The organism is Streptomyces iranensis (assembly GCF_017874715.1).
Lineage (GTDB): Bacteria > Actinomycetota > Actinomycetes > Streptomycetales > Streptomycetaceae > Streptomyces > Streptomyces iranensis.
The window spans coordinates 75,155-96,735 of record NZ_JAGGLR010000021.1 but is presented as its reverse complement, the minus strand read 5'-3'; the positions used below and the strand labels follow the sequence as shown (position 1 = coordinate 96,735).

Sequence of the window (21,581 nt, the reverse complement as noted above, 5' to 3'; positions counted from 1 at the left end):
CGGTGTTGCCGCACCCACGCCTGCCACGAGAGGACTCACTCCCCTTGCGCCGACACGCGATACCCCATGCCTCCCAGCAGACCGCGCGCACCGGAACGGAGGTGAACACATCTGATCGCCTGCTCACCGTGGAAGAGACGGCCGAGCGGCTCGGCACGGGCGTGCGCTTCGTGCGGCGGCTCATCGCCGAGCGGCGTATCCGCTACGTCAAGATGGGCAAGCCCGTCCGCATCCCCGAGAGCGTTCTGGCCGAATACATCGAGGCTCACACCGTCGCATCCCGCCGCGACATGCGCTCGCGCTACCGGAGGGTGGCCTGATGGCGGGACGCAAGCCGCAGCGACGGCGCGAATTCGGCACGGTGCGCCAACTGCCCTCGGGCCGATGGCAGGCCCGGTACTGGGCGCCGGACGGGTCCCGGCGGAAGGCGCCGGAGACCTTCGCCTCCAAGACCGACGCGCAGACCTGGCTCACGCTGACCCAGGCCGACATCGAGCGCAATCTCTGGGTCGATCCGGATGTCGGGGCCGTGAACTTCGAGGCGTACGCGCTGACGTGGGTGGAGGAGCGCGGCCTCTCCGCGACCACGGATGAGCTGTACCGCAGGCTCCTGCGGCTGCACATCCTGCCCGCCTTCGGCGACATGGACCTGGACGAGCTCACGCCGCCCGGTGTCCGGAGCTGGCGAGCCGAGCGGCTCACGGTGACGGGTGCGACGACGGTCGCCAAGTCCTACCGGCTGCTCAAGGCCATCATGGAGACCGCGGCCGACGACGAGCTGATCCGCCGCAACCCCTGCCGGATCAAGGGCGCCGGTACCGAGAAGGCCAAGGAGCGGCCGACCGCAACCGTCGAACAGGTCGATGCGCTCGCCGATGCCGTGGGACCGCGGTGGCGGCTGATGGTCTACTTCGGCGCCTACGGTCCGATGCGCCCGGAGGAGCAGGCGGCTCTCCGGCGGCCCGACGTCACGCTCGACCCTCTCGCCGCGCGGGTACGGGAGGCGGCGCCTGAGCTGACCACCGGCCGTCGGGCCGAGGGCGACACGAAGTCGGATGCCGGTGTGCGTACCGTCTACCTGCCCGGCTTCCTCTACATCGAGGTGAAGCGCCACCTCGACTGGTTCGCCGAGAAGGAGCTCAACGGCCTGCTGTTCGTCGGCGAGAAGGGCGCCCCGTTCCGGCGTTCCTCCTTCGGCCGTAAGTGGCGCAGGGCTCGTGCCAAGGTCGGGCTGCCGGAGGACTTCCGCTTCTACGACCTCCGCCATACCGGCCACACCCTCTCCACCCAGTCCGGGGCAACGCTCAAGGACACGATGGTCCGGGCCGGGCAGTCGTCGGAGAAGGCCGCGCTGATCTACCAGCACTCCGACGAGGAGCGGCAGCAGGAGGTCGCGGAGGGCATCGACGCAAAGGTGCGTGCGGCGCGCGGTAAGGCCCTTTCCCCAGCACCCCAGGCGCGGGAAGCCTGAAGGCAGCGGGCCATCAAGGTCGCCTGCCCCAGGCGTGTCGCTGGGGCGGGCTCCTCCATGGTCGAGGCTGAAGCGCTGTTCCCAACGCAACGACCCCGGACCACGCAGGCCCGGGGTCGTCTGATCTGTCGCGCAAACCGGAGGTCGGTCCGCTCCACCCCATGACCAGAGGGTGGAGCGGAGCCGATAGGGATCGGTGACTTTCCGTAACGTTGGGGTGTCAACTTGTCGTCAATGACGTTAATGCGCCTTTTGCCCCCGGACCGGCTTGTCGCCACGCCCAGTCAGTGCGCCAAACAGGTCGAGCAGGCCAGCTCCCTGCAGCTGTGTGGCTATGGACACCCTTATGCGGGTGCTGCTCCTGAGCAGTGCGGGTGTCGGGGTGTGGGCTCAGTGCTCGCTGTCGTGCTGAGTGAAGAGCTCCAGCAGTCCCCGGACGGGGAGGTGGGCCTCTGCTGGATGACGCACGGGGCCGTCCAGGTCGAGGGTGTAGCGCGTGCGCCGTCCGTCGCGCTCGCGGCTGAGGTAGCCGGCCCGTTCGAGGTCGGTGACGATGCTCTGAACGGTGCGTTCGGTGATGGCGCAGACCGCGGCGATGTCACGGAGGCGGAGGTCAGGGTCGCGTGCGATGACCAGCAGCACGCGGGCGTGATTGGTGAGGAAGGTCCACCCCCCGGCTACCACGTGTCCTCCGCTTTCGGGGGCTGTCCTTGCGGGGAATACCTGCTGAAAATTGCCGGAAACGATTTTCTCCTGTGTGGGACTGCGGTGATGCTTCGAGGGTAGGCGGGGTGGGCAATCGGTCCGGCGGCGCTTCGGACGTGAGGTGGACGGCATGGACCTACAAGCGCCCGCAAGGACGCTCCGGGCCCGTGCCTGCTGACCTTGGAGATCCGTGACGGGGCGGTTGAGGTGACGGTGTGGGACAGCGAACCGCGTACGAATAGCCACTGAAGCGGGGGGTGTGACCCACCGGCGACAGCAGCCGTGGATTCGGGCGGATCCGCCCGAATCCACGGGGCCGGAGTGCGGCCCGCCCGTGGACGGCCGCGGTGCCGTACCCGGCCCCTGGCCGCAAGGGCCGCATGACCTTGATCCCCTCATACGAGTGATGTCGCGAATGGATCCAGCTGACCGGGGCAGGCACGTCGGGGTGGCCACCCGACAGCATTCTTCTCCCCATGGCGCCGCCGGGCGGCCCCTTACAACCGAAGGTGCTGATGCCTCGCTCCAGGCAATTTCTCACCCGCGTGGTCCTGCCGTCCTCAAGGTCCCCGGCATTCCTCGACGTGCGTGCCAAGGTCCTGGATCTCCTCCACATAACGCCCGAGCAGGACCGACGGCTGAGCGGCCAGGCATGCGCCCGATGCGGTGCCACCGACGGTCTGCACCAGGGCGGGTTCGCATACACCGCCAGCGGCCCCGACGGACAGGGCCGCCTGGGATGGCCCGTGAAGGTCTGCCAAGACTGCCCGGCAGATCCCGGGCACGCCAGCATCCACACGAGGCATGGAACCTAGGGCCGCGCATCACCGTCAGTGCCTGGGGGCCGAGAACCCTGTCACCCGCCCGGCCGCGGGAAAGCCGCCTATGGGGGTGTGACTGCGCGGGCCCGCAGAGATCGCGGAGTCGGAGTGCCGGTTCCCCGTGCGCTCTCAGCGCCTTAGCAGGTCCTTGAGGCCGTGGGCTACGAGGGCTCGCTCGACGGAATTGCTGATGGCAGTGACGACGAGGTCCCCATCGGCGGCGTGCAGGGCGCGCTGGAGACCGAGGAGCATGAAGAGACTGCCGCTGTCGCAGAAGGTGACGTCCCTCAGGTCGAGGCAGAGATGACGAACACCGGACTCGACGCAGAGGACCGCGGCGTCACACAGAGCACTCACGCTCGCGGCGATCATCTTCGTGGCCACGCCAGGGTGCACCTGGTGTCGGCTGCCAGCCCTTTGTCTTTCAGGTGCGACGGCTCACCGCCACTTCGCCGAGTGGTCGAAAACCCGGGTATCGCCGACCGTCGCGCAGCGTGACTCGCGCTGCGGCTGACGGTCTCCCGGTCGAGTGCGGCATGAGCGCCTCCCGCAGCACCCGCTCGGCCCCCCGGCTCGCGCCCGGCGGCATGCGGTGTCACGTTGTAAGGGCAGAGCAGTCCGCCGGCTCGGCGGCACGGCCCGTCGGCGGGCAGCCGTCCGGCCGCCCGGCCTCCGTCACGGCGAGAAGCTGGCGGGGAGCTGGGAGGGCTCGGCAGGCGCTTGCACGCTATCGGGTGTGGGCTGCGCGGTGTGTCTGTGTGGTGAGGCTCCCGGGTGCTACCCGGGCCGGGAAGGGCAGGTGCCTGGATGGACGTCACGCGACAGCGGGGAGGCGGAGGCCGGGGCGTGGGTTGTGGTGACCGGGCAGGGGCAGCTTCGCATTCCGCGCGGCTGGAGGAGGCGGACGGGTGACGGGTTACTCATTCCGCCTGTTTGTGGCCGGGGAGTCGGAGCGGTCCAGCGCTGCCGAGGCGAACCTGCGCGCACTTGCCGGGTCCCGTCTGTCGGGCGGCTACGAGTTGGAAGTGGTGGACGTGGTGGCGCGGCCGGGGCTGGCGGAGGAGCTGCGGGTCCTGGCCACGCCGACTGTGGTCAGGCTGCTGCCGCTGCCGCAGGTGCGGGTGATCGGGGACCTGTCCGACCCCCTGAGGGCCGCATTCGCGTTGGGTCTGCCGGATGAGCCGCAGGAAGTCCGCGAGAAGAAGGAGGAGGCGGACGGTGACCGACACCACAAGGAGGCGCACGGTGACTGACGCCGACACGATCGAACGGACGCCCACCGGGATCAACGGGTTCGACCAGGTGGCGATCGGCGGACTGCCGGCAGGCAGGCCGACCCTGGTCACCGGCACGACCGGCAGTGGCAAGACGATCTTTGCCGGGGAGTTCCTCACCCGCGGGATCAAGAGGAACGGTCAGCCGGGAGTGTTCGTCACATTCGAGGAGCCGCCGGAGGCGATCCGCCGTAATTTCGCCTCGCTGGGCTTTCCGATCGAGCAGTGGGAAGCCGAGGGGAAGTGGGCGTTCGTCGACGCCGCCGAGAGAAAGGATGAGGAAGCCGCCGTCATCGGCTCCTACGATTTCGGCGCGCTGACCTCCCGCATCGAGCACGCAGTCCGCCGGATCGGCGCCTCCCGGGTGGTGCTGGATTCGCTGGGGGCCGTGTTCGCCCGGTTCACCGACACCGGGATCGTCCGCAAGGAGACCCAAAGGCTCGCTTCCGCACTGAATTCGCTCGGGGTCACCTCGATCATCACAGCCGAGCGGAACAGTGAGTACGACGGCGTATCCCGGTACAACGTCGAGGAGTTCGTCGTCGACAACGTGATCGTCCTGCGCAATGTGCTGGTTGGTGAGCGTCGGCGCCGGACCGTCGAGATCGTCAAGTTCCGCGGTGCCCCGCACCGCACGGGCGAATGGCTGTTCACCATCGACCCGCGCGAAGGGTTCGTCGTCATCCCGCTCGCTTTCCTTGGTATGCCGTCCGCGCCCGCCTCCAGTACCCGCGTGTCCTCCGGGAACCCCGGACTGGATCGAATGTGCGGCGGCGGGTTCTACCGGGACGCTGTCGTCCTGCTGTCCGGGCCCTCCGGGTCCGGCAAGACACTGACCAGTCTGAAGTTCCTGGACGCGGGTGTCGCAGCGGGGGAGCGCTGCTTGGGGTTCACCTTCGACGAGACCCGCGAGCAGATGAGGCGCAACGCCGCCGGCTGGGGAATCGACCTGGAGGGCATGGAAGAGGCCGGCCAGCTGCAGGTGGTGTGCGACTACCCGGAAGTGGCCTCCTTGGAGGACTACTTCATCCGGATCAGACGGGCCGTGGTGGATTTCGAGCCCCAGCGCCTGGTTATCGACACCCTCTCCGCCATGGAACGCATCGCCACACCGAGGGCGCTGCTGGACCTGGTGATCGCGCTCGGTGCGGTCGTCCGCGAGCGCCGCATCACCACGCTGTTCACCTCCGCCCCCACCAGCCGCTTCACACCCATGGAGACACCTTCGATCGCGCGCGAACTGGCCAGCCTCACCGACGTCACCATCGCACTGCGGTACTTCCAGAAGGCCGGGATGATCAAGCGCACCATAGCCGTCGTGCAAAACCGCGGCTCCGCCCACGACGAGTTCGTACGCAAGGTCACCATCGACGCGGACGGCATGCACATCGGCGACCCGGCCGTCGGCCTCGACGCAATGGAAGCCGCCGACCTGGACGCGCCACCGATGCCGGGCGTCATCGGCGATATCTGAGCGCGGCCCCCCCATGACGAGTGACCATCCCGGAGCCGGGACCGGCGGACTCGGAGGCGACCTCATCAACCAGGTCATCTCCGCCACTGCTGACGGGATCATCGCCGTGGACGAGCAAGGGATCGTCCGGCTGTGCAATCCAGCCGCGGTGGAACTTTTCGGCCGCCCCGCCCGCGATTTGCTGGACGCCCCGTTCGGCTTCCCGATCGTGGCCGGCCATTCGACAGACGTGGAGCTGACGCAGCCCGGCGGCGGCGTCAGAGTCGTCGAGATGCACATCAGCGCGACCACCGCAAACAGCCATCAGCTCCATGTCGTCACACTGCGGGACGTCATGCCCCGATGGCTCGCCTTCCAGCGGCTACTGCTTCCCACGCTGCCGGACCTGACCCCGATCCAGGCAGCCGCCGTCTACCGGCCCGCCGTCGAACGGCTGGGCGGCGACTGGTACGACGCCCTCCCGCTGCCCGGCGGCGCCGTCGGCGCCATGATCGGCGACGTCGCCGGACACAGCCTGCACGCCGCCGCCGCGATGGCCCAAATCCGCAACATGCTGCACGCCCTGCTCTACGACCGGCCCGCCGAACCCGGCTCGGCACTGGCCACCCTCGACAGGACACTGAACGCGATCGAGGAGACCCCCATCACCACCGCATGCGTGGCCCGTATCGAGCCCGCCGCGGAAGGCTGGCGGCTGCGGTGGAGCAGCGCAGGCCACCTCCCACCCCTGCTGCTCACCCCCGCCGGCACAACCGAGTACCTGCACACCGAGCCCGACCTGCCGCTCGGCGTCGATCCCAGCCGACCCCGCTTCGCCAGCACCCGCACCCTCCCCAAAGGCGCAACGGTGATCTTCTTCACCGACGGCCTGGTCGAACGGCCCGACCAGTCCATCGACGTGGGCATGGCCTCCCTCGCAGCCCTCGCCGCGAGCAGCGCCCACCTGCCACTGGACGAGCTCTGCCGCACCCTCGCCGACCAGCACCCCGGCGACGGCCACGACGACATCGCCATCCTCGCCCTGCGCACCCCCACCCCGTCGAAGGGAAGCCGCTGAACGGCGTGGTGCCTCGCCGAGAAACTGGGCAACCTGAAGGGGCTCTCCCCCCGCCCTACATCGGCAGCCTGACCCCCGGCTCCGGGCCCACTGCGGGCGGCACCACGGTCACCATCACCGGCACGGGCCTGGCCACCACCCAGACCGTGCGCTTCGGCACCACCGCCGTCGTCCCGACCATCGACTCCGACAGCCAGATCACCGTCACCACCCCACCCCAGCCGCCCGGCACCGTGCCCGTCGTCGTCACTGCCACTGGTGGCGTCGCCGACGACGCGGTCTTCACCTACACCGCCACACCAGGGCTTACCGGCATCTCCCCCACTACTGGCCCGGCCACGGGAGGCACCACCGTCGTCCTCACCGGCACCAACCTGGCCCAGACCACCGGCGTGTCCTTCGGCTCCGCCCCGGCAGCCTTCACCGCCGTCTCCGACACCCAGATCAATGCCATCGCCCCCGCACACACCCCAGGCCCCGCGACCGTCACCGTCACCACCCCCGGCGGGACCGCCACCGGACCAGACTCCTACACCTACACCTACACCTGACCGCACCGCACGCACGCCTCACGCGGCCTTTGCTCCATCCCTAAGTAAGGTTGCGCGCCTCCGGCGGCCCGGTACCCGGCGTACTCTCCTCCGCCAGTGGAGTCTCAACTGGTCTACGCCGCAGGATGCTTGGAATGAAGTGGCGAACTCGCCGTTGGCCAGCGAGACATAAGGCAGTGCAACCAGCGCGGGAACCTTGGCGAAGAAGTCGACGAAGCCGCAGTGGGCCTGCCGGAAGTGGCCCCCTGTGGGCCTTGCAGTGACCCACAGGCAGGTGAGGCGCATCGCACTTGCGACTTTGCATACCTCCACCGCAGTGTGGCGCACGTCACGTAAAGTCCGTCTCGCGATATGAGAATGGCATGTCCATGAGTGTCAATCGGGGGGCGTGCTGGGCTCATTTGGGTGGCGCGACGCCGTAGATGGGGCACGCGGAGGGCACGGCGATCCTGGAGAGGTCTAGACAACAAACAAGGCCCGGGTCTGTGACCTGGGCCTTTGCTATGGAGCGGGTGACGAGAATCGAACTCGCGCTCTGAGCTTGGGAAGCTCATGTTCTACCATTAAACTACACCCGCGAGAGGCGCCTGATCTCTGGCGCCGCATCGTCGGACACTTTACCCCATGGCTGACCCCCGGCGCATTCGTCGTGGGGGCTTCGTGCTGTTCGGGGTCCGGTCGGGGGTGAGGCGGGGGTTGGGGTGGGGTGGGTTCGGGGGTGTTTTGAGGGGGATTTGGTGTGGTTTTGGGGTGGATTTTCGGGGTGCCCATGGGGTGGAAGCGGCTGTTGGGGTGCGGGAGTTGGGCGTACGGTGGGGGTGCGGAGTGCCGCGTGGAGTGGTGGGTGGTTGATCCCCTAATGTGGCTTTTGTCGTCCACGCCGTCCACGTTCTTGGGGAAGGGACTCAATGGAGCGCACCGTTGTCCGTTGTGCTGAAGGGCATGTGTTCAGCACCTCCTCGTTCCCGATGCAGCACCTCACCGACGATCGCATCGGCCCCGGCCGGTTGTTGCGGTGTCCGCGTTGCGCTCGGCTCCGGCACGCGGTGCCGGTGGGAGCCGATAAGCGGTGAGGGGTAGCTGCGGTAGCTGATGAAGTCGCAGGGTGCGGGCCCGGTCCGGTGGGACCGGGCCTGTGCCGTGGGGGCACCTGTGATGTGCGTATCCTCTTTGGGTGCTTCTCTCAGACAAGGACATCCGGGCCGAGATCGACGCCGGGCGGGTGCGGGTTGATCCGTACGATCCGGCGATGGTGCAGCCGTCGAGTATCGATGTAAGGCTGGACCGGTTCTTCCGGGTGTTCGAGAACCACCGCTATCCGCATATCGACCCGGCGGTGGAGCAGCCCGATCTGACGCGGCTGGTGGAGCCCGAGGGCGAGGACGCGTTCATCCTGCACCCGGGGGAGTTCGTGCTCGCCTCGACGTACGAGGTCGTGACGCTGCCGGATGACATCGCCTCGCGGCTCGAGGGGAAGTCGAGTCTGGGGCGGCTTGGGCTGCTGACGCACTCCACGGCGGGGTTCATCGATCCGGGGTTCTCCGGGCATGTCACGCTCGAGCTGTCGAATGTCGCGACGCTGCCGATCAAGCTCTGGCCGGGGATGAAGATCGGGCAGCTGTGCATGTTCCGGCTGACGTCGCCCGCGGAGCATCCTTACGGTTCCGCCCGTTACGGCTCCCGCTATCAGGGGCAGCGCGGGCCGACCCCCTCGCGGTCGTTCCAGAGGTTCCACCGGACGAAGGTGTGAGCGGCGTGGGTGAGCAGCGCGAGAACCTGACGTACGAGCGGTTCGGGGTCGCGGTCCGCGAGCTGGCGGAGAGGGTCGCCGCTGACGGCTACGAGCCCGACGTCGTGCTCTCCATAGCCCGCGGCGGGGTCTTCGTGGCCGGTGGGCTGGCGTACGCGCTCGACTGCAAGAACATCCACCTGGTGAACGTGGAGTTCTACACGGGCGTGGGCACGACCCTCGACATGCCCGTGATGCTCGCGCCCGTGCCCAACGCGATCGACTTCTCCGCCAAGAAGGTGCTGATCGCCGATGACGTGGCGGACACCGGCAAGACGCTGAAGCTGGTCCGGGACTTCTGCCTCGGCACGGTCGCCGAGGTGCGCAGCGCGGTGATCTACGAGAAGTCCCAGTCGCTCGTGAAGTGCGAGTACGTCTGGCAGCGCACCGATCAGTGGATCAACTTCCCGTGGAGCGTGGAACCGCCCGTGGTGCGGCGGGAGGGGCAAGTGCGGGACGCCTGACACAGGCCATGACGCGTGGATGAGGGGCCCGCCGGTGCGGGCCCCTTGGTCATGCGGGCTGTGGTGCGGGCTTCACGGTGTTCCCAGCCTCACAGCGTTCCCAGCTTCAGCAGGCTCAGCAGCGCGATCAGCTGGAGCGCCGACGCGCCCAGCGCCTTCTGCCACGGCAGGTCGTGCGACTTGCTCACCATCGCGGTGAAGAGCGCGCCCGCCGCCAGCCAGGTCACCCAGCCCAGCACCTTCACCAGCGAGCTGTCCCCGCCCAGGAAGAGCGCGAACACCAGCCGCGGCGCGTCCGTGATCGACATGATCAGCATCGACAGGCCGATGGTCGGCGCCCAGGTGCCGTCGCCGCCCAGCTGGCGGGCGAGGGTGTGGGTGACGGCGCCCAGGATCAGTCCACTGATCAGCATGGCGACGCCCGCGGTGAGCACCCACGGGATGCTGTTGGACATGGGGGCGTTGAGGACGTCCTTACGGGCGTCATCGAAGCTGAAGACCGCCAGCAGACCGTAGACGAAGGTCACGATCAGCGCCGGGCCCCACACCGCGTAGTCCCGCATCTGCCAGAAGGTGGCCGACGGGCGCAGCACGATGCCGCTCAGCAGCTGTTGCCAGCGCAGCCGGGGGCCGGCGGGCGGGGCCGTGGAGGAGCCTGTGCGGTACGTCTGCCCGCCGTAGCCGTCGTCGTACGAACCGGGGCCCTGGCCGTACGGGTCGTACGCGTCGGGCGCCTCGCCGACGCTGAACTGCTGTGTATGGCCCGAGTTGTTGTCGGCGTACGTGCCGCCGCCCTGTCCGTACGGTCTCTGCCCCTGGCCGTAGCCTCCGGGGCCGGGGCCGGGGCCCTGCCCAGGCCCGGGGCCGTAGTGCGGGTCCTGGCCGCCGAAATACTCCGGCTCTCCCTGTGAGGAGGGCTGCTGCCACTGCGGGTGCTGCTGACCGCCGTACGGGTCGTTCTGTCCGTACGGCGGCTGCGGCGGCCGCTGCCGCTGCCCTTGTTGCGCGGAGTGGGAGTCCCGTCCGCGTCCGATCCTGAATCCAGCCACCATTCGAACGTACCCGGTCGTCGCGGGCCGGGTGCGGGAGCTGTGTGAGCGGGCCGGGCATTGCGGCCGAGCTGTGACATCCCCTAGGGGGTCCCTTATGGGTTTTCCCCCGGTGGTGGGTGGGGGCAGCTGGGGGGTGGCCGGGTGCGGCCGGGGGGGCCGGTGTGCCCGCCCGGCGTTGGTCCGGCGTTCGCCCGTCCTGGTCCGTGCTTTGGGCGGCCGTGCCTTGTCCGTGCTTTGGGCCGTGCCTTGTCCGTGCTTTGGTTTGCGTCCTAGTTTGCGTCCTGGTTCGCGTCCGCCGCGAACGGCTTGCTGCTGAAGGCCGTCTTGTCCGCCGTGCCGTCCGTGATCCACCACCACTCGGGACGTTCGCCGTACCGCGAGAAGGCCAGACCGGGGCCCCACGCCAGGACGACCTCGTCCTTACCGTCGTGATCGAAGTCCGCGACGCCGTAGAGCCGGGCCGCGCGCTCGCCCTTACGGATGGTCTTGCCGTCCACGACGGCGGGTGCCGCGCGGGTCAGGAGGTGACGCCCGGCGACGCGGGTCGTGGCGGGGTGGGAGCCTCGCAGGGTGAGCAGCTCGACGCCGCCCCGTCCGAGCGAGACGGCCAGTTCATCGGTGCCGTCGCCATCGGTGTCGGCGGCGGCGAGGGTGCCCGACATCCCGGGCACCTTGAGGGGGCGCGGAACCGAACCGGACGTCTGCGCCGCCCCCTTGTGGTAGACGCTCACCGTCTTGCCGATGTCCGGCCGCTCCGTCTCCACGCCCGGCTCGTCGTTACGGGTGCCGCTGTCGCCGACCGCGACATCGCGGCGGCCGTCGCCGTCGAAGTCGCCGAAGGTGATCGAGTTGCCCTCGCGCAGCCTGCGGCCCGTGTGGCCGAGGCCGTGGGACCCGGCGGCGAGGAGGGCGGAGCCGGACTGGTCGTTGTCGTTGAGCGCGTGCACCACCAGATCGGTGGCGCGGTGGCCGTCGGCGGTGTCGGCGGTGTCGGCGATGGTGTCCGCGATGAGATCGCCGATCTCGCCGTGGCCCTCCAACGGGCTCGCGTACGGCACGGTCCGGGCGGCCCTGCCCGCCCGGTTGAACGGCCCGTACAGCACCAGCAGCGAGTGCCGGTCCGCGCGGACCAGGGCCAGGTCGTGGTGGCCGTCGCCGTTGAAGTCGCCGACGGTGGGGCGCTGGGCGTCCACGCCGTCGTCCGGGCCGGTCAGCTGGACGCGGGCGGCGGAGCGGGTGTCGTGGGGGCCGCCGGGGCCGCCCCAGGAGATGTAGGGGACGGTCCGGACGGTGGCCTGGGTGCGCTCGGTCTCCTTCTTGCCGAGCGCCTCGCCCGCGGTGGTGGTGACGTCGGCGTAGCCGTCGCCGTCGAGGTCGGCCGTGGCCACCTCGGTCGCGCCCGCGACGGTGACGTCCTGGGACGGCAGTCCGAGGTCACGGTGGCGGAGCACGGTGCGGGTGGCGGGATTCAGGCCGTGGGACGAGCCGTGGACGAAGGCGATCCGGCTGGGCAGCCCCCCTTTGCCGGACGGGACGGGGACGCGCAGATCGGGGTAGCCGTCGCCGTTGACGTCGTCCGGCAGCCGGCTGCCCTTGCCGTGGGGGACGGGCGCGGTCGCCGTGGGGGTGATGACGGACCCGGCGGCGGAGCCGTCGCGCTCGCCTCGTGCGCCGTCGTCGGGGCCGCAGGCGGTGAGCAGCAGCGCCAGACAGGCCGTACCGGCGGCGACGGCGGTGGTGACGGAAGTGGCGGCTGAGGCGGCAGCCGAGACGGCGGCTGAGACGGTGGAGACGCGGGGGACGCGGGGGACGTGGGGGACGCGGGGGAGGGGGCGGCGTCGGGGGCCCGGGACGCGGCCGGGTGGTGCTGTGGGGGGAGGTGCTGGCGTCATCGGGCCACCTCAACCCATCAAGGCGGCTGAGGCCAAGGGGCATGGCACTTCGTTACGAGGGTGATGCCTGGCGCTCCGGGCGGCCGCCGCTCGGTGATCTTTCCGGATGATGCGGGATCGATCAGTCCGCTTGACTGTAAAGATGACCTTTGGAGCACAAGGGCTGTCCAGGACATTTACGGATGCCGCGTTGGGCATGATCCTGTAGGGAATTCGCAACGTCGTTGTGAGAAGGGATACTTCACGGCCAGTATCGGTACGTCCGGCGGGGAACTTCGATGCGGAAAAGCGGGGGCAACCATGTGCTTAACGCACGGTGTGCGGATGACGGGTGAGGCGACGAGACCGGTGAAAGAGGGCGCGGGCGGGGTGTAGTCGCGATGTCGGACGGGAGTGCTCGGCCGGCGGCGGAGGATGCCGCTCGCCTGCCGCTGAGCGAGGGTGCTAAAAATAGCGACATGGCCGGACTTTTCGGTCGACCACGGGTTCCGTTGGCCCGCACGATGACCGACTGGCGCCCACGCGGTCGGCGTGAGGGGCCCCGCTCGGCATGGGAGCGACGTGGGCGGCGCGTTCAGCAGGACGACACGCAGGACCAGCAGGACCAGCAGGACCAGCGGAACCGACAGGACCCGCGAGACCAGCAAGGTCAGCGAGACGAGCGAGACTGGCGAGACCGACGAGGTCAGCGAGACCGGCGAGACCAGCGGGATCAGCGCGATCAGCGCGATCAGCGCGATCAAGCCGATCCGCAGGGCTCGCCGGGCCCCCACGGCCGCCGCTGGGGTCCGCAGGGTCGGCAGAGCGTGTACGCCCAGCTGAGCCCGCATGGGCGGCCGCCGGTGCGCACCGGCTGGAGCGGCCGCGGACCGGGCCCTGGCTCCGGCCCCGGCTCCGGCGGCGGTCCCGGCGGCGGTCCCGGCGATCCCAACGGCCGCGGCTATGGGCGGCGGCTCCGCTGGAGCCCGGTGCGCGGCGTGCGCACCGTGGCCGGCCAGGTCTTCGTCCTGCAGGTTGGCGTCGTGCTGCTGCTGGTCGTGGCCGCCGTAGTGGCACTCGTCCTGCAGTCCCGCTACGACAGCGAGCGGGAGGCCCGTAACCGCTCCATGGCGGTCGCCGAGAGCTTCGCGAACGCACCGGGCATGGTGAGCGCGCTGCGCGGCCACGATCCCAGCGCCGTGCTGCAGCCGCTCGCCGAACGGGCCCGTAAGGGCTCCCGGGTCGACTTCGTCGTGGCCATGACGCCGCAGGGGATCCGCTACACCCACCCCAATCCCGCCCGGATCGGCAAGCACTTCATGGGCAGCATCCGTGCGGCGGCCGAAGGCCGGACGGTCCAGGAGACCTTCACCGGCACGCTCGGCCTGTCCGTACGGTCCGTGGTGCCCGTCAAGGACGCCCAGGGGAAGGTCGTCGGCCTGGTCGCGGCAGGTATCACGATCAAGAAAGTGAGCGGCGCCGCCGACCATCAGCTGCCGCTGCTGTTCGGCGCGGCCGCGGCCGCCATGGCGCTCGCCACGGCGGGCACGGCCCTGGTCAGCAGGCGGCTGCGGCGCCAGACCCACGGGCTGGACCCGTCCGAGATGACGCGGATGTACGAGCACCATGACGCGGTGCTGCACTCGGTGCGCGAGGGCGTGCTGATCGTCGGCGGCGACGGACGCCTGGTGCTGGCGAACGACGAGGCGCGCCGGCTCTTCGACCTCCCGCCGGACGCCGAGGGCCGCCTGGTGTCCGAGCTCGGCTTCGACCCGCACACCGCCGCGCTGCTGGCGTCCGGGCGCCCCGCCACCGACGAGGTCCATACGGCGGGTGAGCGGCTGCTGTCCGTCAGCCACCGCCCCACCGACCGCGACGGCGGCCCGCCCGGCAGTGTCGCCACCCTGCGCGACACCACGGAGCTGCGCGCGCTGTCCGGCAAGGTCGACCTCGCGCGCAACCGGCTCAAGCTGCTGTACGACGCGGGCGTCTCCATCGGCACCACGCTGGACGTGGTGCGCACCGCCCAGGAGCTGGCGGAGTACGCGGTGGCCCGGTTCGCCGACTATGTCTCGGTGGACCTCGCGGACTCGGTGCTGCGCGGCGAGGAGCCCCCGGAGGGGGTCTCGGGCATCAGCACCCCGGACGCGGGCAGCACCCCGGACGCGGGCTCGTGGGCCGCCGTGGCGGCCGCGGACGGCGTCCGTACGGTCCTGCGCCGTACGGCCCTCAGCGGCATCCGGGACGACGGCCCGCTCTACCCCCTCGGCATGCTGATCGAGTTCGGCCCGAGCGCGCCCCAGGCCCGGGGCTTCCGCAGCGGAGCGGTCACGGTCGAGCCGGTCCTGGGCGACTTCGGCGGCTGGCAGGAGCAGGACCCCGAGCACGCCCGCCGGATCGTGGACTACGGCATCCACTCGATGATCACGGTCCCGCTGCGGGCCCGGGGCGTCGTCCTGGGCGTGGCCAGCTTCATGCGTGCGGAGAAGCCGGAGCCCTTCGAGGAGGACGATGTCTCCCTCGCGGAGGAGCTGGTCACCCGGGCCGCCGTCAGCATCGACAACGCCCGCCGCTACACCCGCGAGCACACCATGGCGGTGACCCTCCAGCGCAGCCTGCTGCCCCGGATGCTGCCGGAGCAGAACGCGCTGGACGTGGCGTACCGCTATCTGCCGGCGGAGTCGGGGGTCGGGGGCGACTGGTTCGATGTCATTCCGCTGCCGGGGGCGCGGGTGGCGTTGGTGGTGGGGGATGTGGTGGGGCACGGTCTGCATGCGGCGGCGACGATGGGGCGGTTGCGGACGGCGGTGCACAACTTCTCCACGCTCGACCTCCCGCCCGATGAGATCCTTTCCCATCTCGACGATCTGATCGCCCGGATCGACCAGGACGAGGGTCCGGGCGGGCCGAACGGCGACGGCAGCGGTGGTGGGGGTGGCGGTGAGGGGATCACGGGAGCCACGTGTCTGTACGCGATCTACGATCCGGTGACGCGGCGTTGCACGATGGCGCGGGCCGGTCATCCGCCGCCCGCGCTGGTGCGTCCGGACGGTTCGGTGGAGTTCCTGGATCTGCCCGCGGGGCCGCCGCTGGGCCTGGGCGGGCTGCCGTTCGAGACGGCGCAGCTGGAGCTGCCCGAGGGCAGCCATCTGGTGCTCTACACCGACGGGCTGATCGAGAAGCGCGACCGGGACATCGACACCGGTCTGGAGATGCTGCGCGGCGCCCTCGCCCACCCCGGCCGGACGCCTGAGGACGCCTGTACGGCGGTGCTGGACGCGCTGCTGCCCGATCGCCCGAGCGATGACATCGCGCTCATCGTGGCCCGTACGAGAGTGCTGGAGCCCGGTCTGACCGCCGACTGGGAGGTGCCGTCCGATCCGGCGCAGGTGGCCGGGGTGCGTGCCGCGGTGGCCCGGAAGCTCGCGGAGTGGGATCTGGGCGATGTCGCGTTCACGACCGAGCTCATCCTCAGCGAACTGATCACCAACGCGATCCGCTACGCGACCGGCCCGATCCGGGTGCGGCTGCTCTGCGACCGCAGCCTGATCTGCGAGGTCTTCGACACCAGCAGTACCTCCCCGCATCTGCGGTACGCGGGGACGACGGACGAGGGCGGCCGGGGGCTCTTCCTGGTCTCGCAGTTCGCCGACCGCTGGGGAACCCGCTACACCGCCGACGGCAAGGTCATCTGGACCGAGCAGGCGCTGCCGCTGTCGAAGAACGGCAAGCCGCGGGCGTAGGGCCCGCATGAGAGCCCGTAAGGCCCGCATGAAAGCCGTAAGGCCCGCATGAAAGCCGTAAGGGTGCCATGGCCTCCGTAAGGCCGTAAGGCCGCCGGCAAGGCAAGCGTGAAGCCCGCCCCCGGACTCCGTGGGCGGGCTTCAGCGCATCGTCGAGACGCCGACGGCGCTACTTGGCCGGGGCCGGCTCCGGCTCCTCGGCGTTCTTGCCGCCGTCCTCCGGCGCGGCCGGGGTCTTCACCGAGTCCAGGAGCAGCTGCGCCACATCCACGACCTGGAGCTCCTCCTTCGCCTTGCCGTCGTTCTTTTTGCCGTTGACGGAGTCGGTCAGCATCACCAGGCAGAACGGGCAGGCGGTGGAGACGATGTCCGGGTTGAGGGACAGCGCCTCGTCCACGCGCTCGTTGTTGATGCGCTTGCCGATCCGCTCCTCCATCCACATCCGGGCGCCGCCCGCGCCACAGCAGAAGCCGCGCTCCTTGTGGCGGTGCATCTCCTCGTTCCGCAGCCCCGGCACCTTGGCGATGATCTCGCGCGGCGGGGTGTAGACCTTGTTGTGGCGGCCCAGGTAGCAGGGGTCGTGGTAGGTGATAAGACCCTCGACCGGGGTGACCGGGACCAGCTTGCCCTCGTCGATGAGGTGCTGCAGCAGCTGGGTGTGGTGGATGACCTCGAACTCGCCGCCCAGCTGCGGGTATTCGTTCGCGATCGTGTTGAAGCAGTGCGGGCAGGTGGCGACGATCTTCTTCGCCGACTTCGGCTTCTTCGACGACTCGTCCTCATCGTCCTCGCCGAAGGCCATGTTCAGCATCTCGACGTTCTGCTGGCCGAGCTGCTGGAAGAGGAACTCATTGCCCAGGCGGCGGGCGGAGTCACCGGTGCACGCCTCGTCGCCGCCCATGATCGCGAACTTGACGCCCGCGGTGTGCAGCAGCTCGGCGAAGGCCTTGGTGGTCTTCTTGGCCCGGTCCTCCAGGGCGCCCGCGCAGCCGACCCAGTACAGGTACTCGACCTCGGTGAGGTCCTCGATGTCCTTGCCGACGACCGGCACCTCGAAGTCGACTTCCTTGGTCCACGCCAGCCGCTGCTTCTTGGCCAGGCCCCAGGGGTTGCCCTTCTTCTCCAGGTTCTTGAGCATCGTGCCCGCCTCGGACGGGAACGCGGACTCGATCATCACCTGGTAGCGGCGCATGTCCACGATGTGGTCAACGTGCTCGATGTCCACCGGGCACTGCTCGACGCATGCGCCGCAGGTGGTGCAGGACCACAGCACATCGGGGTCGATGACGCCGCCCGCGGCGAGGCCGCTTTCAGACGCAGCTTCCAGCGTCCCGATCAGCGGGCGCTCGGCCTCCGCCAGCGCTGCCGCGGGCACACCGGCGAGCTGCTCCTCGCTCGCCTTCTCCTCGCCCTCCGCCGTCTTGCCGCCACCGGCGAGCAGATACGGGGCCTTGGCGTGCGAGTGGTCGCGCAGCGCCATGATCAGCAGCTTGGGCGAGAGCGGCTTGCCGGTGTTCCACGCGGGGCACTGCGACTGGCAGCGGCCGCATTCGGTGCAGGTGGAGAAGTCGAGGATGCCCTTCCAGGAGAAGTGCTCGATCTGGGAGACGCCGAACTGGGCGTCCTCGTCCGGGTCCTCGAAGTCGATCGGCTTGCCCTCGCTCACCATCGGCTGCAGCGCGCCGAGCGCCACCTCGCCGCTGGACTCCCGCTTGAACCAGATGTTGGGGAAGGCGAGGAAGCGGTGCCAGGCGATGCTCATGTCGAGGTTGGTGCTGACCGTGATCATCCAGATCATGGTCGTACCCAGCTTGATCATCGCGAAGAAGTAGGTCAGGTTCTGCACCGTGTCCACGCTGAGCCCGTCGAAGAGCTGGACCAGCGGATACGAGGCGAAGTACGCGGGCTCGTAATGGTCGACGTGGTGCAGTGCGCCCTCGGTGCCGCGCAGCGCCATGATCGCGAGGCCGATGATGAGGATGACGTACTCGACGAAGTACGCCTGCCAGGCGGTGGAGCCCGCGAACCGGGACTTGCGGCCGGCCCGGCTGGGCAGGTTCAGCAGCCGGATCGCCATCAGCGTCAGGATGCCCAGCGTGGTCATCGTGCCGATGAACTCGATGTACAGCTCGTAGGGGAGGAAGCCGCCGAGGATCGGCAGCGTCCAGTCCGCCTGGAAGAGCTGGCCATAGGCGTTGATGATGGTCGGTGGCAGGGTCAGGAAGCCGATCGCCACGAACCAGTGGGCGACGCCGATGACGCCCCACTTGTTCATGCGCGTGTGCGCGAGAAACTCCCGGACCAGGGTCACACTGCGCTGCCAGGGATTGTCGGTCCTGGCCCCTGCCGGGACCGGCGCGCCGAGCTTGAAGAAGCGCACGAACTGTGCGACGGCCCGGCCGAGCAGGGCAACGCCGACCGCGGTGAGGACCAGCGACACGATGATCGCGGCGAGTTGCATAAGGGGCTCCTCGAACCTGCGAGAGCTGAATTACTAAGCAGTAACTTAATGTGGCTTGACCGAGATTACCCGCCCGGACGGGCCCCCATGTAGTCGCCGAGCCGGTGATCTGTGTCGCTCATTTGGCCCCTCTCCTCCCTCACTTGGATTCTCCTCTCCCTCTTTCGCGCCCGGTTGGGCGTAAGCCTCATATAAAACTTGAGCCCTGGCGACTCAGGTCTGTTGACAGCGGCAGATCGGGTGATGCACGCTTGAGCCTGTTCCACTCAATGCTGTAGCTGGAGGATCCCGAAATGGCACGTGCGGTCGGCATCGACCTGGGTACGACGAACTCCGTCGTCAGTGTTCTCGAAGGCGGTGAGCCCACCGTCATCACCAACGCCGAGGGCGCCAGGACCACGCCGTCCGTTGTGGCGTTCGCGAAGAACGGCGAGGTGCTGGTCGGCGAGGTCGCCAAGCGCCAGGCGGTGACCAACGTGGACCGCACCGTCCGCTCGGTCAAGCGCCACATGGGCACCGACTGGAAGATCAACCTCGACGGCAAGGACTTCAACCCGCAGCAGATGAGCGCCTTCATCCTGCAGAAGCTCAAGCGGGATGCGGAGTCGTACCTCGGCGAGAAGGTCACGGACGCGGTCATCACCGTCCCGGCGTACTTCAACGACGCGGAGCGCCAGGCGACCAAGGAAGCCGGTGAGATCGCGGGCCTCAACGTCCTGCGTATCGTCAACGAGCCTACCGCCGCCGCGCTCGCCTACGGGCTGGAGAAGGACGACCAGACCATTCTGGTCTTCGACCTCGGTGGCGGCACCTTCGACGTCTCGCTGCTGGAGATCGGCGACGGCGTGGTGGAGGTCAAGGCCACCAACGGTGACAACCACCTCGGTGGTGACGACTGGGACCAGCGCGTCGTCGACTACCTGGTCAAGCAGTTCAACAATGGCCACGGCGTCGACCTGTCCAAGGACAAGATGGCCCTGCAGCGCCTCCGCGAGGCCGCTGAGAAGGCGAAGATCGAGCTCTCCAGCTCGTCCGAGACCACCATCAACCTGCCCTACATCACGGCGTCCGCCGAGGGCCCGCTGCACCTGGACGAGAAGCTCACCCGCGCCCAGTTCCAGCAGCTCACCTCCGACCTGCTGGAGCGCTGCAAGACCCCGTTCCACAACGTCATCAAGGACGCGGGCATCTCGCTGTCCGAGATCGACCACGTGGTCCTGGTCGGTGGCTCGACCCGTATGCCCGCCGTCGCCGAGCTCGTCAAGGAGCTGACCGGCGGCAAGGAGGCCAACAAGGGCGTCAACCCGGACGAGGTCGTCGCCATCGGCGCCTCCCTCCAGGCCGGTGTCCTCAAGGGCGAGGTCAAGGACGTCCTGCTGCTGGACGTCACCCCGCTGTCCCTCGGTATCGAGACCAAGGGCGGCATCATGACCAAGCTGATCGAGCGCAACACGACCATTCCGACCAAGCGGTCGGAGATCTTCACCACGGCCGAGGACAACCAGCCGTCCGTGCAGATCCAGGTCTACCAGGGCGAGCGCGAGATCGCTGCGTACAACAAGAAGCTCGGGATGTTCGAGCTGACCGGCCTGCCCCCGGCCCCGCGCGGCGTGCCGCAGATCGAGGTCACCTTCGACATCGACGCCAACGGCATCATGCACGTCGGCGCGAAGGACCTCGGCACCGGCAAGGAGCAGAAGATGACCGTCACCGGCGGCTCCGCGCTGCCGAAGGACGACATCGACCGCATGATGCGCGAGGCCGAGCAGTACGCGGAGGAGGACCACAAGCGCCGCGAGGCCGCCGAGACCCGCAACCAGGCCGAGCAGCTGGTCTACCAGACGGACAAGTTCCTCAAGGACAACGAGGACAAGGTCCCGGGCGAGGTCAAGACCGAGGTCGAGGAGGCCCTCACCGAGCTGAAGGAGAAGCTCAAGGGTGAGGACACCGCCGAGATCCGCACCGCGACCGAGAAGGTCGCCGCGGTCAGCCAGAAGCTGGGCCAGGCCATGTACGCCAATCCCCAGGCGGACGGCGCGGACGCGGCCGGTGCCGCCGCCGGTGACGCCGGCGCCGCGGGCCAGGCCAAGGCCGATGACGATGTGGTGGACGCCGAGATCGTCGACGACGACAAGGCCGACAAGGGTCAGGGTGGTGCCGCGTGACGGAGGAGACCCCGGGCTTCGAGGAGCAGCCCGACGTCCCCTCCGAGGCCGCGCAGACCCCCGACGACGCGGCGAAGGGCGCCGGGTCCGCCGACAAGGCGGGCCCGGCGGCCCCGGCCGGGGACCTCGAGCAGGTAGCCCTTCAGGCACAGCTGGACCAGGTCCGTACCGCGCTCAACGAGCGGACGACCGACCTCCAGCGGCTCCAGGCGGAGTACCAGAACTATCGGCGCCGGGTCGAGCGGGACCGGGTGACGGTCAAGGAGATCGCGGTGGCGAGCCTCCTGTCCGAGCTGCTGCCCGTGCTCGACGACATCGGCCGCGCCCGTGACCACGGCGAGCTCGTCGGCGGCTTCAAGTCGGTGGGCGAGTCCGTGGAGACGGTGTCGGCGAAGCTGGGCCTCCAGCAGTTCGGCAAGGAGGGCGAGCCCTTCGACCCGCTGATCCACGAGGCCCTGATGCACTCGTACGCGCCGGATGTCACCGAGACCACGTGCGTGCAGATTCTGCAGCCGGGGTATCGGATCGGCGAGCGCACGATCCGCCCGGCGCGGGTCGCCGTCGCCGAGCCCCAGCCGGGAGCCGCCGCCGGCAAGGAAGGCGAGAGCGCGGCGTCGGACGAGGAGAGCGGTGGCCCGGAAGAGGGCTGACGTGACGGTGACCGCGAGAGCAGCAGGAGAGGA

17 protein-coding genes, 1 tRNA gene and 1 pseudogene are annotated in these 21,581 nt (G+C 69.3%); 13 read left to right on the top strand and 6 right to left on the bottom strand.

Features of this window, described 5'->3' with window-relative positions:
- The first annotated feature begins 44 nt into the window (after positions 1-44).
- On the top strand, positions 45-320 hold the full coding sequence (locus tag J2Z30_RS33785) for a helix-turn-helix domain-containing protein (RefSeq protein ID WP_372453351.1): 276 nt from the start codon (positions 45-47) through the stop codon (positions 318-320).
- A complete protein-coding gene (locus J2Z30_RS33780) occupies positions 320-1,471 on the top strand; it encodes a tyrosine-type recombinase/integrase (RefSeq protein WP_044572262.1) in 1,152 nt (383 codons plus the stop codon). The genes J2Z30_RS33785 and J2Z30_RS33780 overlap by 1 nt, the downstream gene beginning before the upstream one ends.
- Before the next feature lie 390 nt (positions 1,472-1,861).
- Here the strand turns inward: J2Z30_RS33780 and J2Z30_RS50025 are convergent, their stop codons facing one another.
- Together J2Z30_RS50025 and J2Z30_RS33770 are read right to left on the bottom strand one after the other, a co-directional pair.
- A complete protein-coding gene (locus J2Z30_RS50025) occupies positions 1,862-2,155 on the bottom strand; it encodes a helix-turn-helix transcriptional regulator (RefSeq protein ID WP_037954155.1) in 294 nt (97 codons plus the stop codon).
- A gap of 971 nt (positions 2,156-3,126) precedes the next feature.
- Positions 3,127-3,369 carry an STAS domain-containing protein gene (locus tag J2Z30_RS33770; protein WP_078956762.1) on the bottom strand — a complete coding sequence of 81 codons (243 nt, stop codon included), beginning with the start codon at positions 3,367-3,369 and terminating at the stop codon, positions 3,127-3,129.
- On the opposite strand from J2Z30_RS33770, the pseudogene J2Z30_RS33765 reads away from it, so the two are divergent.
- The 5 genes and pseudogenes from J2Z30_RS33765 to J2Z30_RS33745 form a co-directional block, all read left to right on the top strand.
- Positions 3,356-3,472 (top strand): annotated as a pseudogene (locus J2Z30_RS33765) (IS5/IS1182 family transposase); the annotation flags it as partial. The gene J2Z30_RS33770 and the pseudogene J2Z30_RS33765 overlap by 14 nt on opposite strands.
- 433 nt (positions 3,473-3,905) lie before the next feature.
- Positions 3,906-4,250, top strand: a complete 345-nt coding sequence (locus J2Z30_RS33760; RefSeq protein ID WP_063790928.1) for a circadian clock KaiB family protein — start codon at positions 3,906-3,908, stop codon at positions 4,248-4,250.
- Positions 4,243-5,745: a circadian clock protein KaiC gene (kaiC, locus tag J2Z30_RS33755; protein ID WP_044572257.1), complete on the top strand. Its 1,503-nt coding sequence runs from the start codon at positions 4,243-4,245 to the stop codon at positions 5,743-5,745. The genes J2Z30_RS33760 and kaiC overlap by 8 nt, the downstream gene beginning before the upstream one ends.
- A gap of 13 nt (positions 5,746-5,758) precedes the next feature.
- Complete coding sequence (locus tag J2Z30_RS33750) at positions 5,759-6,802, top strand: SpoIIE family protein phosphatase (protein ID WP_052701448.1); 1,044 nt, start codon at positions 5,759-5,761, stop codon at positions 6,800-6,802.
- Positions 6,803-6,807: 5 nt separating this feature from the next.
- Positions 6,808-7,353 (top strand): IPT/TIG domain-containing protein, encoded by a 546-nt coding sequence (locus J2Z30_RS33745; RefSeq protein WP_052701447.1) that lies wholly within the window; start codon positions 6,808-6,810, stop codon positions 7,351-7,353.
- A 504-nt stretch (positions 7,354-7,857) separates the two neighbouring features.
- On the opposite strand, the gene J2Z30_RS33740 is transcribed toward J2Z30_RS33745, so the two are convergent.
- Positions 7,858-7,931, bottom strand: a tRNA-Gly gene (locus J2Z30_RS33740).
- 596 nt (positions 7,932-8,527) lie between these two features.
- On the opposite strand from J2Z30_RS33740, the gene dcd reads away from it, so the two are divergent.
- Positions 8,528-9,103 (top strand): dCTP deaminase, encoded by a 576-nt coding sequence (gene dcd, locus J2Z30_RS33735; RefSeq protein ID WP_044572255.1) that lies wholly within the window; start codon positions 8,528-8,530, stop codon positions 9,101-9,103.
- Positions 9,104-9,108: 5 nt separating this feature from the next.
- Positions 9,109-9,606: a phosphoribosyltransferase gene (locus J2Z30_RS33730; protein WP_044581642.1), complete on the top strand. Its 498-nt coding sequence runs from the start codon at positions 9,109-9,111 to the stop codon at positions 9,604-9,606.
- A gap of 89 nt (positions 9,607-9,695) precedes the next feature.
- On the opposite strand, the gene J2Z30_RS33725 is transcribed toward J2Z30_RS33730, so the two are convergent.
- Entirely contained in the window at positions 9,696-10,658 is a 963-nt protein-coding gene (locus J2Z30_RS33725) for a Yip1 family protein (protein ID WP_078956760.1), read from the bottom strand.
- Between the two features lie 269 nt (positions 10,659-10,927).
- Positions 10,928-12,550, bottom strand: coding sequence for an FG-GAP repeat domain-containing protein (locus J2Z30_RS33720; RefSeq protein WP_052701446.1), 1,623 nt, complete (start codon positions 12,548-12,550; stop codon positions 10,928-10,930).
- 561 nt (positions 12,551-13,111) lie between these two features.
- On the opposite strand from J2Z30_RS33720, the gene J2Z30_RS51445 reads away from it, so the two are divergent.
- Positions 13,112-13,372: a hypothetical protein gene (locus J2Z30_RS51445; protein WP_044572254.1), complete on the top strand. Its 261-nt coding sequence runs from the start codon at positions 13,112-13,114 to the stop codon at positions 13,370-13,372.
- A 146-nt stretch (positions 13,373-13,518) separates the two neighbouring features.
- A complete protein-coding gene (locus J2Z30_RS33710; protein ID WP_044581639.1) occupies positions 13,519-16,272 on the top strand; it encodes a SpoIIE family protein phosphatase in 2,754 nt (917 codons plus the stop codon).
- 169 nt (positions 16,273-16,441) lie between these two features.
- On the opposite strand, the gene J2Z30_RS33705 is transcribed toward J2Z30_RS33710, so the two are convergent.
- Positions 16,442-18,733, bottom strand: a complete 2,292-nt coding sequence (locus tag J2Z30_RS33705) for a (Fe-S)-binding protein (RefSeq protein ID WP_044572252.1) — start codon at positions 18,731-18,733, stop codon at positions 16,442-16,444.
- Positions 18,734-19,026: 293 nt separating this feature from the next.
- Between J2Z30_RS33705 and dnaK the strand changes: the two genes are divergently transcribed.
- Both dnaK and grpE read left to right on the top strand, forming a co-directional pair.
- Complete coding sequence (gene dnaK / locus J2Z30_RS33700) at positions 19,027-20,898, top strand: molecular chaperone DnaK (protein ID WP_044572250.1); 1,872 nt, start codon at positions 19,027-19,029, stop codon at positions 20,896-20,898.
- Complete coding sequence (gene grpE / locus J2Z30_RS33695) at positions 20,895-21,548, top strand: nucleotide exchange factor GrpE (RefSeq protein WP_044572249.1); 654 nt, start codon at positions 20,895-20,897, stop codon at positions 21,546-21,548. Before dnaK ends, grpE begins: the two co-directional genes overlap by 4 nt.
- Positions 21,549-21,581: the final 33 nt, after the last annotated feature.

Excerpts from the sequence above, each read along its gene's own strand:
- J2Z30_RS33780 (WP_044572262.1), top strand. The coding sequence starts at position 320 with ATGGCGGGACGCAAGCCGCAGCGACGGCGCGAATTCGGCACGGTGCGC.
- J2Z30_RS33770 (WP_078956762.1), bottom strand. The coding sequence starts at position 3,369 with ATGATCGCCGCGAGCGTGAGTGCTCTGTGTGACGCCGCGGTCCTCTGC.
- J2Z30_RS33750 (WP_052701448.1), top strand. The coding sequence starts at position 5,759 with ATGACGAGTGACCATCCCGGAGCCGGGACCGGCGGACTCGGAGGCGAC.
- J2Z30_RS33725 (WP_078956760.1), bottom strand. The coding sequence starts at position 10,658 with ATGGTGGCTGGATTCAGGATCGGACGCGGACGGGACTCCCACTCCGCG.
- J2Z30_RS33720 (WP_052701446.1), bottom strand. The coding sequence starts at position 12,550 with ATGACGCCAGCACCTCCCCCCACAGCACCACCCGGCCGCGTCCCGGGC.
- J2Z30_RS33705 (WP_044572252.1), bottom strand. The coding sequence starts at position 18,733 with ATGCAACTCGCCGCGATCATCGTGTCGCTGGTCCTCACCGCGGTCGGC.
- dnaK (WP_044572250.1), top strand. The coding sequence starts at position 19,027 with ATGGCACGTGCGGTCGGCATCGACCTGGGTACGACGAACTCCGTCGTC.